Raw genomic sequence first — 14,045 nt, forward strand, 5'->3', positions numbered from 1 at the left:
GCCTTGCGACGTCCTCGACTCTGAGCGCGCAGGGGAGCAGCGAGGTCGTACGAAGGTTGCGCGACGGTTGCAGCGGGCCGCGCGAGGCAGGAGAGGACCTTCGGCCCGGGACCTACGCCGGGTGCGAGCCGGGCACTGCGTACCGGTAGCCGACTCCGCGCACGGTCTCGATGGGTGCCTTCTCCCCTGTGGCGCTCTCGATCCCGCGGCGCAGGCGCAGCACGGCGTACTTCACCTTGTGCGCGTCGCCGTCCTCGCCGGGGCGGCCGCGCCAGGCGTGGTGCAGCAGCTGTTCCGCGGTGAGCACCTGCCCGGGGTTGCGGGCGAAGGCGTGCAGCAGGTCGAATTCCAGCGCGGTCAGCGGCACGTACAGGCCGCCCATGGTGACCTCGCGGCTGGCGAGGTCGAGCCGGAGGCGCCCGTCGTCGAGGAGCTGCTCGGGCGGTGACACGGGCGTCGCGCGGCGCAGCCGGGCCATGACCAGGGCCGTGGACAGGCCCTCGGGCATGTCGGGCCAGAGCACGTCGTCGGCGCCGGCTTCGAGGGCTCGCACGGCCTCCGCGGTGTCGAGGTGCCGTGCGGCCACCATGACGCGCAGGTCCTCGGTCATGTCCCGCACCCGCCGGAGCACCTCCCAGGGCCCCGGATCCCGCACACGGAGACCGAGGATCAGCAGGTCGGGCCGGTAGCGGTACAGGTCGCGCAGGGTGTCGTGGCCGCTGTAGACGACGCGGTACGAGAAGCGGGGGTCGTCGAGATCGGCCAGCCACCGCACGGGCACATCGGGCGCCGCCGCCACCAGGAGCAGCGGCAGCGCCCGACCGCGCGTTCCACGCCGGGGTGCGGATGCCTGCATAGACCACATGCTCGGGCCACGGGGGCCGCGTGTCGAACGGACGGGTCCGGGGGGGGGGGGGGGGCGGTGGGCCAACGAGGTGGCCCGCGTGCGCGGTGCCGGTGAACGAGGCGGAGCGTGCCGCGTGTCAGGGCCGGCCGGCAGCGCGTGACCTGCTGTGATCGACGGGTTCTGGTCCGCGGGCGAGAAGCGAGGTGCGGCATGGGGGCACGCGGGGACCGGTCGACGGTGCGGTTCCAGCCGAACAGGCCCGCCTCCCGCGGACGCCGGGTCTTCGCCTTCGTGCTCGGTGCGGTCGTGTGGATCGCCGCGGCATGGCTCGGCCTCGTGCTCCTGGGACACACCTACATCCTGTGGCACCTCGCGCTCGTCACCGCGGCCTCGTGCCTGCTCTTCGCGCTCGCGCTGGCCTGGGCCATCGCCGTCAGACGACGGGAGGAACGACGTGTCCCCGATTGATCTGCTGCTGCTCTTCCTCGCCTTCTATCCGGTGGTCACCGGAGCCGCCTGGATGGCCGGGGGAGTGATCTTCCGGTTCAGGGAGGAGAAGCAGGCCCTGGTCACCCCGCCAGGAGGCTGGCCGGGTGTGACGGTCCTTGTACCGGCCTACAACGAGGAGAAGGTCATCGGCGGCAGTGTCGCGGCCCTGCGCGACGTGGACTACCCGGACCTCGAGATCCTGATCCTCAACGACGGCTCCAAGGACGCGACGGTCGCCGCCGCGCGCGTGGCGGCCGCGGGCGACGACCGGATCACCGTCCACGACGACGGCACGAACCTCGGCAAGGCGGACCGCCTCAACGACGGCTTCCGCAGGGCGGGCAACGAGCTCGTCCTGGTCACCGACGCCGACACCCATCTGCACCCGGACGCCATCCGGTACCTGGTCGCGCGCATCCAGCGCTCCCCGCGCTGCGCGGCCGTCGCGGGCAGCCCGCGCGTCACCAACCGGCGCGGGGTGATCACGGTCATGCAGATGCTGGAGACGGCGTCCCTGATCGGCCTGATGCGCCGCACGCACGCCCTGGCGGGCCGGGTCGGCACGGTGGCCGGCGTCCTCGGACTGTTCCGCCGCGACGTGGTGCTCGACGTCGGCGGCTACGACCCGCGGATGGCCACCGAGGACATCGAGCTCACCTGGCGGCTGCTGCGGGCCGGACATCTGACCTGCTTCGAGCCGAACGCCCTGGTCGGCATGGAGGTCCCCCAGACGGTGCGCTCGATCTGGGCCCAGCGCACCCGGTGGTCCCGCGGCCAGGGCGAGGTGCTGCGCACCCACCTGCGGTGGGTGTGGCGGCCGGGCCACTGGCCGCTGTGGCCCATCGCCGCCGAGGCCCTCCTGTCGTACGTGTGGGTGGTGATGCTGCTCGTCGCCACGGTGTACGGCGTGGTCCACGTGATCCTGCACCCCGATGACGCCGCCGGGTTCCGGTGGATGCTCGCTTGGGGGGTGGGCATCGCCGTCATCGCCATGGTGCAGATCATCGTGGCCACCCTGATCGACCTGCGGCTCGACCCGAAGCTGCCGTACGCCTGCCTGCTGCTGCCGGTCTACCCCCTGGCGTACTGGACGATCAACGCGCTGGCCGCGATCGTCGCCCAGTCCCAGGGGCTGGTCCGCGGTCCCCGCAAGAAGCGCGTCGTCTGGGACCTGGAGCGCAGCGACGGCTGAGGACGGGGCGCGCTCGTTCCGGCGTTCCTCATGACCCCGGTCGGTACCTGCGCTCCACGTGTCCCTTCAGGTCCTCCGGATAGAAGTACACCGGCCGCAGGTCGCCGCTCGCGTACCGCTTCACCTGGTCGCCGAAGTGCGGGGAGTCCGGGTGGCCGCTGGCGCCGCCCGCCGTGACCGCCCAGGCCCGGAGCTTCGGGCCGAATTCGACGACCGCCACGAAGCTGTTGCCGCTCGTGCCGTAGTAGCGCTTCGTCCCCGGGTAGCGCTTCGCGCCGAAGGAGGCGAGGGAGCCCCACTGGGCGGAGGTGAAGGGGACCGGGTAGCTGGGCAGGGCGTCGTCGAAGGTCTGGGTGACGGCGCCGTCGTTGCGCTGGTAGCGGTTGATCTCGGACCACGGGACCTGCCAGCTCCCGAAGTCCTGCGTCAGGCGGTCGACCGCCGATTCGAGCGCGTCGACGCGCTGCGCGTCCGTGGCACGGTCGGCCATGTAGTCCCAGACCGAGAGGTGCGCGTCAGCGGCTGCCTTGGAGACCAGGGCCCACAGCGCCTCGCCCCAGAAGACCGCCAACGAGGTCGCCGTCGACCTGGCCGACCACCGGTGGTCCCAGTCGCGCAACAGGTCGGTCGGCGCCGCGAGCTTCTTCTTGCGTGCGCTGCCCGCCGGCAGCTGGTCCGCCGCCTTCACCAGGCCGGGCAGGAGGCGGGCGAACGCCGTCAGGTACGGGTCGAAGGCGCCCTCGATGAGGGTCTGCGGGGTGAAGTCGTCCCGCGACGTCAGGACGCGGATCGCGTGCGGGCCGCGCGGGTTCTCGCCCGCCTTGTCGAAGTAGCGCGGGTAGTCGGACGCGTGCGGGCTGTCCGCACCGGCCGCCGTCCAGGGCCAGTTGTTGCTGTTGAACGCCCAGCCGCTCTTCGGGTTCACCGCCCGCGGCATGCTGTCCAGGGTGTGCAGGCCGTGCCAGTCGGTGGCCGGGTCGCTGCCGTCGACCGGCTTCATGTAGTCGAAGCGGTCGTCGCGGACCGGCATGAACTGCGGCATCAGGAAGGCGATGTCGCCCTTCGAGTCCGCGAAGAGGGTGTTGTTGGAGCTGTTGGCCTTCAGCTCCGCCACCTTCAGGTACTCGGCGTAGTCCCGCGTCGTCGTACGCAAGTAGCTCTGCTTCAGGGCCTCCACCGGCTTGTTCATCAGCGCGCACGCGATCCACTTGCCGTCCGCCTCGCGCACGATCGGGCCGTGGTGGGTCGCGTACGTCGTGAAGGTGTGGTGCTCCGTGCCTCCGCTCTCCGTACGGCAGGCCAGGGTGATGTCCTGTGCCGTGACCGGGCGGTGCTCCTTGCCGTAGCGGTAGGTGTACGTGCCGTCCGAGGCGCGGTCGACCGTCTCCGCGAACTCGTCGATGTTGTCGACGCCGCTCGACGTGTGCATCCAGCCGGTGTGCTCGTTGAAGCCCTGATAGATGAAGAACTGGCCCCAGGTCGCGGCGCCGTAGACGTCGAGGCCCTCCTCGCTCGTCACATGCTGTTCCGAGCGGAAGAAGAAGCTGGTGTGGGGGTTGATGAGGAGGAGGGCGTGGCCGTCGCGGGTGCGGCTGGGGGCGATGGACATGCCGTTGGAGCCGGACGGTTCGCGGAACCTGAGGCCCTGTTCCTCCTCGGTCAGGGGGACCTCGCGCTGTGCGTAGAACGCCTCCAGCTGGCTGAGGGCCACCGATTCGATGTCGCCTCCGATGCTGCCCTCGGAGAAGCTCAGCGGCATCCACGGCTCGAAGTGGGTGAGCACCCTGGGGTGTACGTCGGGGTGGGTCGCCAAGTAGTAGTTCAGGCCGTCGGCCCAGCCGCGCATCAGGGCGCGCAGCCAGGAAGGACACTTCGCGTAACTCCTCTTGAGGTCCTCCGGGTCGATGAACAGGCGCTGGCGCAGGTCCTGCCAGAGCGCGCCCTTTCCCTCCGACTCGGCCAGACGTCCCAGGCTGACCAGGTAGTTGCGCTCGATGCGGTTGAAGTCGTCCTCGGCCTGCGCGTACATCATCCCGAACACCGCGTCGGCGTCGGACTTTCCGACCACGTGCGGGATGCCCCAGTCGTCGCGGGTGATCGTCACCCGGGCCGCTTGTCTCTTCCAGCGGGCGAGGTCGGCGGGGGCCGCCTGGGCCGGGGCGGCGGCCGCGATGCCGGTGGGCAACGTTGTCGCGGCGACGGCCAGCGTGGCCGCGCCGCCGATCACCCGGCGGCGGCTCGGGCCGTTGTGCTGTGCCTGATCTGCGTGACTCATGCGGTGCTCCACCTTCGTCAGGTCCGTGCGGGGGGTGGCGACGTGTCCACGGTGCGACGGAGTTGAGACTAAGAACCTCCCGGTCGATGATCAACAGTGCGTGCGACACCGGCCGTTGCCGTTTCCCCGTCCGCGTTCACCCTCGCGGAGCGATGCCGGTCCGTGGCGGCTTCACGATGCTGTTCTCCCAAGTCCGGAGCGCTCGGGGGGGACTCATTCATGACATGGAACGTTCCGCTCGTGGTCCGTCGGCCGAAGGCCGTGGCGTCCCGGACGGAGTCCGCGCCCGTCGTGGTGCGGCGCGTCGCGGACTGTGTGGTGATCGAGGTGTGCGCGGCGATCGGTCCCGCCGCGGAGGCGCGGATCGGGCGGGTGCTGCACGGGGCCATCCGGCCGGGCGGCGCGGGTGTCGTGGTCGACCTGCGGCAGGTGCGGGACCTCGGCGTCAGCGGGCTCAGCGTGCTGCGGCTCGCCCGTCTGCTCGCCGCGCAGCGCGGCGTGGCGTTCGGCTTCGCCGGGGACCGCCGTCCGGCGCTCGAACTGCCCCGGGCCGAGGGGCGTTGAGGCGATACGCCCACGGGCGGGCGGCACTCACCCGTCACGGAGGATGCCGGGCGCGCAGCCGCCTGCTTCGGTCACGGCATGGTCGAGGTGAGTACGGACGGCGCGGTGGCGGTGGTCGGCCGGATGGCGCGGGGTGCGCTCGGTGTGCTGGGGAAGGTGCCGCGGGTGGTCGTCCGGCGGTCGGTCGGGCTGGTGCTCGACTGCCTGGACCTGGACGAGCTGGTCGAGCGGGTGGACGTGAACCGGGTCGCCGACCGGGTGGACGTCGGGCGGGTCGCCGCGCGCGTGGACGTGGACGCGATCGCGGCGCGGGTGGATGTCGCGGCGGTCGTCGCCCGGGTCGACGTGAACGCGATCGCCGCGCGGGTGGACGTGGCGGCGGTGACCGACCGCGTCGACGTGAACGCCATCGCGGACCGGGTGGATGTGGACCGGGTGGCCCGGCGCGTGGATGTGGACGATGTGGCGGACCGGGTGGACGTGGACCGTGTCGCGGCGCGCGTGGACGTCGACCGGGTCGCGAGCCGCATCGACGTCGACCGGATCGCCGCCAGGCTCGACGTCGACGCCGTGCTCGTGCGGTTCGATCTGGTGGGCATCACCCGTGGGGTGCTGCGGGAGATCGATCTCGGGCGGATCGTGCGGGACACCGGGGGAGGGCTCACCGTGGAGGCGGTCGACGCGGTGCGGGCGCTCGGGCAGCGTGGGGACCGGAGCGTCGGCCGGTTCGCCGACAGGATGCTGCGGCGAGCCGGGAGCGGCGACGAGCGATCGCCATGACCGGCGGGCGGGAAGCCGCCGGGATCGTCTCGCGTGGCCTCGCCGCCCTGGTCGACGCGCTCGTGCTCGCCCTGATCGCCCTGGTCGTCGAAGTCGGCGCCGGCTGTGCGCGGTTGATGGTCGTCGGGCCGCCGTTCCAGCTGCCCGACGTTCCCCACTGGATCGCGGGGCCCGTCGGTTGGGCCTTCGCGGTCTGCTATCTCGGTGGTTCGTGGGCGGTGGTCGGGGCCACGCCCGGCGGCCGGCTGATGGGTGTGAGCGTGACGGACCGGGAGGGGCGGCGGCTGCGGACGGTGCGGGCCCTCGCGCGGGCCGCGCTGTCCGTGAGCTTGCCGCTGGGGCTCCTCTGGATCCCGTTCAGCAGGCGGCGGGCGGCGTTGCAGGACCTCGTGGTGCGTTCCACGGTGACGTACGACCGGGACTACGCATGAGGCTCCGGTGCGGGCGGTGTCCGTGGCAGCAGTGCCGCCGCCCAGAGGCCGCCGAGACCGATCACCGCGAGGACCACCAGCGCGACGGCGTAGGGGCCGATGGCCGGATCGGCGACGAGGATCGTGCCGGCGAGCGCGGTGCCCACGGAGGAGCCCAGGTTGGACACGCTGCGGGACAGGCCGGAGATCTCGCCCTGAAGGTCCTCGGAGAAGCTGGACTGCACCACGTTGACCGACGGGGTGAGCATGAGGCCGAGGCCCAGGCCGATCAGGAAGAGGCCGGGCGTGGAGGCCCACGCCTTCGGGTGGCCGTGGGCCACGGTCAGCAGGACGCCGATGCCGCACACCGTGACGATGAACCCCGCCATGATGAGGCTGCGCTGTTCGCGGCGCTTGGCGAACCGCTCGGCGCCCAGCGAGCTGATCAGCAGGCCCACGGTCGACGCGGTGAAGATGACACCGGTCTCGATGGCGTTGTATCCGCGCACGACCTGGAGGAACGCGGCGACCACGAAAGACACCCCCATGAGCATCAGCCACTGGGTGTGCTGGGTGATCAGGCCGAGGTTCGACGTCCGGACGCGGAACAGCTGGGTGGGGAGCAGGGGTTGGGCGTCGGTCCGCTCCCGCCTGCGCACCCAGCGGAAGAACGCCAGCAGGACGAGCGCGCCGAGCAGGAGCAGCCCGCCCATCAGCCAGGCGTTGTCGTCCGCCACGAGGATCCCGAGGACCACGAGGACGAGCCCGGTCGCCGAGAGGATCGCGCCCACCGTGTCGAACTCGCGCTCCCGGTCGGGCGGGAGGGGGTCGTGGAGGCCGCGGCTCAGCAGGATGATGGCCGCGATCACCACCGCCTGGAACACGAACGCCGCCCGCCAGCTGATCGCCGAGGTGATCAGCCCGCCGAGGAGCGGACCCGTGGCGGCGCCGATGCCGGCGAAGGCCATGATCGTGCCGAACGCCTTGGCGCGGGCCGCCACTTCGGTGAACAGGAGCGTGGTGAGGATGTAGACCGGCGGGATCAGCAGGGCGGTGCCGACGCCCTCCAGGATCGAGTTGCCCAGGATCAGCACGCCGAGGCCGGGCGCCGCCGCACTGAGCAGCGCCCCGACCCCGTAGATCGCGAGGCCGAGGACCAGGCAGCGCTTGCGGCCGTAGCGGTCGGCGAGGATTCCGCCGGGGATCATCAGCGCGGCCATGACCAGCAGGAAGATGGTGATCGCGGTCTGTACGCCCTGCACGGTGGTGTCCAGGTCCTTGCTGATGTCGTGGATCATCACGTTCATGTTCGACCCGGCGAAACTGCAGATGAACTGGGCCAGCGCGAGCGGTGCGAGGATGCGGCGCTGCCTGCCGCGGTCCGGGCCGCGGCCGTCGTCGGGTCCTGCCGGCGGCTTTCGGCCGTCGGCGGCCTCGGGAGTGCTCGCCACGCTCATCGCCTCGCTTCAGCTCGCGGCCCTGACCCCCGACAGCCTCCGGGCAGGGCCCCGCGCGGTCGTCACCCCCGAAGGGTGACGACCGGGCTCCTCGGGGCCATGACACTCGGCGGCACAGCGGTGCAATCGGCACCCTCCTCAACCTTTGGGGGACCTGTGATGGCCACCTCGACCACTTCGCAGCACGGCATGGGCAGCGCGAAGGAAGCGGCCGCCGGCGGGCTGACCGTCTTCGCGGCGGTGATGCTCTTCATCTCGGGGTCCATGGGCTTCTGCCGCGGCCTGATGGCGGTCCTGAAGGACAACGTCTTCCTCCGGACGCCCGACTACACCTTCGAGTTCGATCTCACGGCCTGGGGCTGGATCCACATGATCCTCGGCGCGGCCGCCGTGATCGTCAGCTTCGGCCTGTTCGTCGCGATGAAATGGGCCCGGATCCTCGGCGTGATCCTCGCCGTCCTGATCCTGATCGGCAACTTCCTCTCCATCCCCTACTACCCGTTCTGGTCCCTGACCCTGATCGCGCTGAACGCGCTCGTGATCTGGGGCCTGTGCGTGGTGAAGCGGGACACGCTGTACTGACCGGTGGGACCGCGGCGGACACGGACCGAGGTGGCTCATGAAGGACGGACGGGCGCGCACGAAGGACAAGCGGGCCGAGCGGATCGCCGAGTTCATCGCACCCCTGCGGGTCGAGCCCGGAGCGAAGGTGCACCTGTCCGAGGACTTCGATCCCACGAGCAAGTCGGGCCTGAAGAACAAGCGGCAGGGCAGGGAACTGCTGGCCGAGGGCGTCGACCTGCTCGCCGACCACCAGCGCAGGCTGGCCGCCGAGGGCACGCACGGCGTACTGCTGTGTCTTCAGGCCCTCGACGCCGGCGGCAAGGACGGCACGATCCGTCATGTCATGAGCGGCGTGAACCCGCAGGGTGTGCGCGTGGCGGGCTTCAAGGTGCCCTCGCACGACGAGCTGAGCCACGACTATCTCTGGCGCTACTCCTGCGCGCTGCCGCGCCGCGGCGAGATCGGCATCTTCAACCGCTCCCACTACGAGGAGGTCCTCGTGGTGCGGGTGCATCCCGAACTCCTGGACCGCCAGCGGCTTCCGGGCCGCAAGCAGAGCGGCAAGGCGCTGTGGCGCAGGCGCTACCGCGAGATCAACGAGTGGGAGCGGTACCTGACGGACAACGGTTTCCGGCTCGTCAAGCTGTTCCTGAACCTGTCCAAGGAGGAGCAGCGGGTCCGCTTCCTCAAGCGCATCGACGTACCGGAGCGGAACTGGAAGTTCTCGGCGGCGGACGCGCGTGAGCGGGCCCGCTGGGACGACTACCAGGAGGCCTTCCAGGACATGCTGTCCGCCACGAGCACCCGCTGGGCCCCGTGGTACGTCGTGCCCGCCGACCGCAAGTGGTACGCGCGGATCTGCGCGGCGGCCGTACTCGCGCACACCCTGATGGAGATCGATCCGCAGTACCCCGTCATCGACGACGAGACCCGGCACGAACTGGAGCTGGAGAAAAGGCAGTTGGAGAAGGAGGCGCCGGCCGGGGCCGCGGCCGACCCGTACACGGCCGGGAGGCGGGCCCGGTGACCGCCGCGCCGGCGCACCTGTGGCACGCCGAGCCCGCCGAGTCGGTCGCCCGCGAGCTCGGCGTCGACCCGGCCGCGGGACTCGACACCGACCGGGCGAGCGCGCGGCGCGCCGAGGACGGGCCCAACGCCCTGCCCGAGGAGAAGCCCACACCGCTGCTGACCCGCATCCTGGGCCAGTTCACCTCGTACATGCAGCTCATCCTCGTCGCGTCCGCGATCGTGTCGCTCGTCATCCAGGAGTGGGGCACGGCGGTGGTGCTGCTTGCCCTGTCCGTCGTGAACGCGGTCATCGGCCTGCGCCAGGAGGGCAAGGCGGACAGCGCCATGAACGCCCTGAAGGCCATGACGAAGGCCACCGCGCGCGTACGCAGGGACGGCAGGGAGGCCGAGATCCCCGCGGAGGACGTGGTCGTCGGCGACGTGGTGCTGCTCGCGGCGGGGGACGAGGTCCCGGCGGACGGCCGGCTCGTCGCGGCGACCGCGCTCCAGATCGACGAGTCGGCGCTCACCGGCGAGAGCGTACCCGTGGCCAAGGACGCGAACCCGGTGCCCGGCGGCGAACTCGGCCCGGCCGAGCAGAGCGACATGGCGTTCATGACGACACCGGTGACGCACGGCAGCGGGCTGCTGCTCGTGACCGCCACCGGGGCCGACACCGAACTCGGGCGCATCTCCGGCATGTTGACGGCGACGAAGCGTGAGATGTCCCCGCTGTCCAAGGAGTTGAACCGGCTCACCCTGTGGATCGTCGGGGCGGCCGCGCTCACCATGGTCGTGATGTTCGCGCTCGGCCGCGGTCGCGACGAGCCCTGGGACGCGCTGTTCATCAGCGCGGTGTCCCTCGCCATCGCCGCCGTGCCCGAGGCGCTGCCGACGGTCACGCAGACCATCCTGTCGATGGGCGGTCTCGACCTCGCGAAGCGCAACGCCATCGTCAAGGACCTGCCGTCCGTGGAGACGCTGGGCTTCACCTCGGCCGTGAACTCCGACAAGACCGGCACCCTGACGATGAATCAGATGACGGTCGTCGAGGTCGTCGACGCCTTCGACCGGTACACCGTCTCGGGCACCGGCTACGGCCTGGAGGGCAGGATCCACCATGCCGCGGGCAGCTCGCCCCGCATCGAGGACGCGATCCTGCCCTACCTCGTCGCCAGCGACGCCTCGCTCGTCGACGGCGAGGTCGTGGGCGACCCCACCGAGGGCGCGCTGCTCGTCCTCGGCCACAAGGCGGGCCTCGACGTGGCCGCCACACGAGAGCGGCTGCCCCTCCTCGCGACCCTGCCGTTCGACCCCGCGTACAAACTGATGGCCACCTTCCATGCGGCGCACGACGGGCAGGGTCGGCCCGTCGTGCGCTGCTTCGTCAAGGGGGCGGCACCGGCCGTGCTCGCGCGGACGACGACGGCGCTGTCGGACGGGGCCGACATCGCCTTCGACGCCGCGCTGCGCGGCCGGGCCGACGAAGAGGTCGAGCGGATGGAGCGGGCGGGCCGCCGGGTGATGGCCGCCGCGACGCGCGACCTGGACCCGGCGACCTTCGACCCGGACGCCGATCTCCTCGACGTCGTACGGGAGTTGCGGGTCACCAGCCTGGTCGGCATGGTCGACCCCGCGCGCCCCGAGTCCAAGGACGCCGTGGCCGCGGCGCAGGCCGCCCACATCCGCGTACGCATGGTCACCGGCGACGACGTCATCACCGGCGCGGCGATCGCCGAGCAGATCGGGATCGGCGGAGAGGCCGTCCTCGGCGCCGAGTTCGCGGCCCTGTCCGAGGACGAGCGGCTGGAGCGCATCGACCGGATCGGGGTGGTGGGCCGGGTGGCGCCCGAGCACAAGGTGCTGCTCGCCGAGACGCTGAAGAAGAAGGGCGACGTCGTCGCCATGACCGGCGACGGCGTCAACGACGCGCCCGCAATCAAGGCCGCCGACATCGGCGTCGCCATGGGCTCCGGCACGGAGGTCGCGAAGAACGCCGGGCGGATGATCCTGTCCGACGACAACTTCGCCACGATCATTCACGCGGTCGAGCAGGGCCGCAAGATCTACGACAACCTCACCAAGTACATCCGTTTCGTGCTGATCCTGCTGGTCGTCTTCGTCCTGACGTTCCTCGGCGCCTCGCTCTTCAACATCGCCGACGCGGAGCCGTTCAACCCCGCGCAGGTGCTGTGGATCCACTTCGTCGTCAACGCGGCCTTCGGCTTCTCCCTAGGCTTCGACCGGGTCGGCACGGGGCTCATGACGCGGCGCCCGCGACCGCGCGGCGAACCGGTGATGACCCCGGCGCTGATGCTCACGGTGGGGCTCGTGGGCGCGGGCATCGCCGTCGCGCTGCTGAGCCTGATCAAGCTCGGGGAGGCCCGCTACGACAGCACCCGCATCGGCAACTCCATCGCGTTCGCGGCGTTCGCGCTCTGCCTGATCGTGGCCGCCGTCGAGTGCCGCAGCCAGACCGGGACCGCGCTCACCGTCGACACCTTCGACAGCAAGCAGCTCAACTGGACGATCCTCGGCGAGTTCGTGCTCGCCGTGCTCGTCACGCAGACCGACGTCTTCAACCGGCTGCTCGACACCGTCCCCCTGCACATCGGCCAGTTCGGCTGGGCGCTGCTGCCGGCCCTCGCGCTCCTCGCGCTGTGGGAACTGGGCAAGCTCATCGCCCGACGGAGGTGACCTCGCGGTGCCCAAGGGCCTGCCGTTGCCGCCCGGTGTCAGGACGCTGCGCGCCTATCGGCGTTCCTGGCTGGTCAAGGACCTCGTCGCGGGCGTCGTCCTGACCACGCTCCTGGTGCCGCAGGGCATGGCGTACGCCGAGCTGGCCGGGCTTCCGGCGATCACCGGGCTCTACACGTCGGTCATGTGCCTGCTCGCGTACGCCGTCGCGGGCCCCTCCCGGATTCTCGTCCTCGGGCCCGACTCCTCGCTCGGACCGATGATCGCGGCGACGATCCTGCCGCTGGTCGCCTCGGGCGGCGACAGCGGTCGCGCGGTCGCCCTGGCCTCGGTGCTCGCCCTGATGGTCGGCGCGATCACGATCCTGGCGGGCGTGGCGCGTCTGGGCTTCATCGCCGACCTCATCTCCAAGCCCACGATGATCGGCTACATGAACGGCCTCGCCCTGACCATCCTCGTCGGCCAGCTGCCGAAGCTGTTCGGGTTCTCCGTGGACGCGGACGGCCTGATCGGCGAACTGGACGCCCTGGTGGAGAAGTTGGCCGACGGCGCGCTGGTTCCGGCGGCGCTGGCCGTGGGCGGCGGCTGCATCGTCCTCGTCCTGGGACTGCAACGACTGGTGCCGAAGGTGCCCGCCGTGCTCGTGATGGTGGTGCTGGCCATCGGCGCGACCGTCGCGTTCGACCTCGGGGAGCACGGGGTGAAACTGGTCGGCCGGCTGCCCGAGGGGCTGCCGCCTTTCACCGTCCCCGACGTCCGCTGGGACGACCTCGGCCCGCTGTTCGTGGGCGCCCTCGGCATCGCCCTGGTCTCTCTCGCCGACACGATCTCCAACGCCTCCGCGTTCGCGAGCCGCAGCGGGGAGGAGGTCCGCGGCAACGACGAGATGATCGCCATCGGCGCGGCGAACGCGGCCGCGGGGCTCTTCCAGGGCTTCCCCGTGAGTACGAGCGGGTCGCGTACGGCGGTGGCCGAACGGGCGGGCGCGAAGACGCAGTTGACGGGACTGGTCGGGGCGGCGCTGATCCTGCTGATGCTCGTCCTGCTGCCCGGCCTGTTCCGCGACCTGCCGCAGCCCGCGCTCGCCGCCGTCGTCATCACGGCGTCCCTGTCGCTGGCCGACCTGGCGGGGGCGGGGCGGCTGTGGCGGCAGCGCAAGGCCGAGTTCTGGCTGTGCACGGCGGCGTTCCTCGGCGTCGCACTGCTCGGGGTGCTGCCGGGGATCGCCGTCGCGGTGGGGCTCTCGATCCTCAACGTGTTCCGGCGGGCGTGGTGGCCGTACAGCACGGTGCTGGGGCGGGTGGCCGGACTTGAGGGCTACCACGATGTGCGCTCGCACCCCGGCGCGCAGCTCCTGCCGGGCCTCGTGCTGCTGCGCTTCGACGCGCCGCTGTTCTTCGCCAACGCGAAGTCGTTCCGGGACGAGGTGCTGCACGCGGTGCGGCGGGAGGCGGAGACGCGGTGCGTGGTCGTCGCCGCGGAGCCGATCACGGATGTCGACACGACGGCGGCGGATGTCCTGGAGGAACTGGACGAGGCGCTGCGCGGGCGGGGTGTGGACCTGGTGTTCGCCGAGCTGAAGGATCCGGTGCGGCGGAAGGTGGAGCGGTACGGGTTGGCGCGGACGTTCGGGCCCGACGCGTTCTTCCCCACGGTGGAGGGTGCGGTGGAGGCGTACCGGGCCCGGGCCGGGTCGGAATGGTGAGCCCCACCGGCGTTGCGCTCGCGGGGCTCCGCCCCGGACCCCGCTGCTCAATCGCCG

The 14,045-nt window shown here is 71.3% G+C and carries 12 protein-coding genes; 9 read left to right on the plus strand and 3 right to left on the minus strand.

The window, feature by feature from the left end; genetic code table 11:
* Nucleotides 1-112 precede the first annotated feature (112 nt).
* On the minus strand, nucleotides 113-856 hold the full coding sequence (locus tag ACNYS0_RS34750; RefSeq protein ID WP_422479404.1) for a response regulator transcription factor: 744 nt from the start codon (nucleotides 854-856) through the stop codon (nucleotides 113-115).
* Between the two features lie 201 nt (nucleotides 857-1,057).
* Between ACNYS0_RS34750 and ACNYS0_RS34755 the strand changes: the two genes are divergently transcribed.
* Both ACNYS0_RS34755 and ACNYS0_RS34760 read left to right on the plus strand, forming a co-directional pair.
* Complete coding sequence (locus tag ACNYS0_RS34755; protein WP_422479406.1) at nucleotides 1,058-1,315, plus strand: hypothetical protein; 258 nt, start codon at nucleotides 1,058-1,060, stop codon at nucleotides 1,313-1,315.
* Nucleotides 1,302-2,528: a glycosyltransferase family 2 protein gene (locus ACNYS0_RS34760; protein WP_422479408.1), complete on the plus strand. Its 1,227-nt coding sequence runs from the start codon at nucleotides 1,302-1,304 to the stop codon at nucleotides 2,526-2,528. The genes ACNYS0_RS34755 and ACNYS0_RS34760 overlap by 14 nt, the downstream gene beginning before the upstream one ends.
* Nucleotides 2,529-2,556: 28 nt before the next feature.
* Here ACNYS0_RS34760 and ACNYS0_RS34765 read toward each other — a convergent pair whose 3' ends face one another.
* Nucleotides 2,557-4,803: a penicillin acylase family protein gene (locus ACNYS0_RS34765; RefSeq protein ID WP_422479410.1), complete on the minus strand. Its 2,247-nt coding sequence runs from the start codon at nucleotides 4,801-4,803 to the stop codon at nucleotides 2,557-2,559.
* A 219-nt stretch (nucleotides 4,804-5,022) separates the two neighbouring features.
* On the opposite strand from ACNYS0_RS34765, the gene ACNYS0_RS34770 reads away from it, so the two are divergent.
* The 3 genes from ACNYS0_RS34770 to ACNYS0_RS34780 all read left to right on the plus strand — a co-directional run bounded on the left by ACNYS0_RS34770 (nucleotide 5,023) and on the right by ACNYS0_RS34780 (nucleotide 6,578).
* Entirely contained in the window at nucleotides 5,023-5,367 is a 345-nt protein-coding gene (locus ACNYS0_RS34770; protein ID WP_422479412.1) for an STAS domain-containing protein, read from the plus strand.
* Between the two features lie 78 nt (nucleotides 5,368-5,445).
* Nucleotides 5,446-6,147, plus strand: a complete 702-nt coding sequence (locus tag ACNYS0_RS34775) for a hypothetical protein (protein WP_422479414.1) — start codon at nucleotides 5,446-5,448, stop codon at nucleotides 6,145-6,147.
* Nucleotides 6,144-6,578, plus strand: a complete 435-nt coding sequence (locus ACNYS0_RS34780) for an RDD family protein (protein WP_422479416.1) — start codon at nucleotides 6,144-6,146, stop codon at nucleotides 6,576-6,578. Before ACNYS0_RS34775 ends, ACNYS0_RS34780 begins: the two co-directional genes overlap by 4 nt.
* Here ACNYS0_RS34780 and ACNYS0_RS34785 read toward each other — a convergent pair.
* Complete coding sequence (locus ACNYS0_RS34785) at nucleotides 6,569-7,918, minus strand: MFS transporter (RefSeq protein WP_422482857.1); 1,350 nt, start codon at nucleotides 7,916-7,918, stop codon at nucleotides 6,569-6,571. The genes ACNYS0_RS34780 and ACNYS0_RS34785 overlap by 10 nt on opposite strands.
* 255 nt (nucleotides 7,919-8,173) lie before the next feature.
* Here ACNYS0_RS34785 and ACNYS0_RS34790 point away from each other — a divergent pair, with 255 nt between their 5' ends.
* From ACNYS0_RS34790 to ACNYS0_RS34805, 4 genes are read left to right on the plus strand one after another with little or no spacing between them, the layout of a single operon-like run.
* Nucleotides 8,174-8,596 (plus strand): DUF7144 family membrane protein, encoded by a 423-nt coding sequence (locus tag ACNYS0_RS34790; RefSeq protein WP_422479418.1) that lies wholly within the window; start codon nucleotides 8,174-8,176, stop codon nucleotides 8,594-8,596.
* Nucleotides 8,597-8,633: 37 nt separating this feature from the next.
* Nucleotides 8,634-9,605 carry a polyphosphate kinase 2 family protein gene (locus tag ACNYS0_RS34795; protein WP_422479420.1) on the plus strand — a complete coding sequence of 324 codons (972 nt, stop codon included), beginning with the start codon at nucleotides 8,634-8,636 and terminating at the stop codon, nucleotides 9,603-9,605.
* Nucleotides 9,602-12,283 (plus strand): cation-translocating P-type ATPase, encoded by a 2,682-nt coding sequence (locus ACNYS0_RS34800; RefSeq protein ID WP_422479422.1) that lies wholly within the window; start codon nucleotides 9,602-9,604, stop codon nucleotides 12,281-12,283. Before ACNYS0_RS34795 ends, ACNYS0_RS34800 begins: the two co-directional genes overlap by 4 nt.
* Before the next feature lie 7 nt (nucleotides 12,284-12,290).
* Nucleotides 12,291-13,988: a SulP family inorganic anion transporter gene (locus ACNYS0_RS34805; protein WP_422479424.1), complete on the plus strand. Its 1,698-nt coding sequence runs from the start codon at nucleotides 12,291-12,293 to the stop codon at nucleotides 13,986-13,988.
* Nucleotides 13,989-14,045 lie beyond the last annotated feature (57 nt).

It is taken from the genome of Streptomyces anthophorae (assembly GCF_049310305.1).
In the GTDB taxonomy this organism is placed as follows: Bacteria; Actinomycetota; Actinomycetes; order Streptomycetales; family Streptomycetaceae; genus Streptomyces.

What these genes read in the sequence shown, in the direction of transcription:
- ACNYS0_RS34770 (WP_422479412.1), top strand. Translation starts at nt 5,023, where the DNA reads ATGACATGGAACGTTCCGCTCGTGGTCCGTCGGCCGAAGGCCGTGGCG.
- ACNYS0_RS34795 (WP_422479420.1), top strand. Translation starts at nt 8,634, where the DNA reads ATGAAGGACGGACGGGCGCGCACGAAGGACAAGCGGGCCGAGCGGATC.
- ACNYS0_RS34765 (WP_422479410.1), bottom strand. Translation starts at nt 4,803, where the DNA reads ATGAGTCACGCAGATCAGGCACAGCACAACGGCCCGAGCCGCCGCCGG.
- ACNYS0_RS34750 (WP_422479404.1), bottom strand. Translation starts at nt 856, where the DNA reads ATGCAGGCATCCGCACCCCGGCGTGGAACGCGCGGTCGGGCGCTGCCG.
- ACNYS0_RS34755 (WP_422479406.1), top strand. Translation starts at nt 1,058, where the DNA reads ATGGGGGCACGCGGGGACCGGTCGACGGTGCGGTTCCAGCCGAACAGG.
- ACNYS0_RS34790 (WP_422479418.1), top strand. Translation starts at nt 8,174, where the DNA reads ATGGCCACCTCGACCACTTCGCAGCACGGCATGGGCAGCGCGAAGGAA.
- ACNYS0_RS34775 (WP_422479414.1), top strand. Translation starts at nt 5,446, where the DNA reads ATGGTCGAGGTGAGTACGGACGGCGCGGTGGCGGTGGTCGGCCGGATG.
- ACNYS0_RS34780 (WP_422479416.1), top strand. Translation starts at nt 6,144, where the DNA reads ATGACCGGCGGGCGGGAAGCCGCCGGGATCGTCTCGCGTGGCCTCGCC.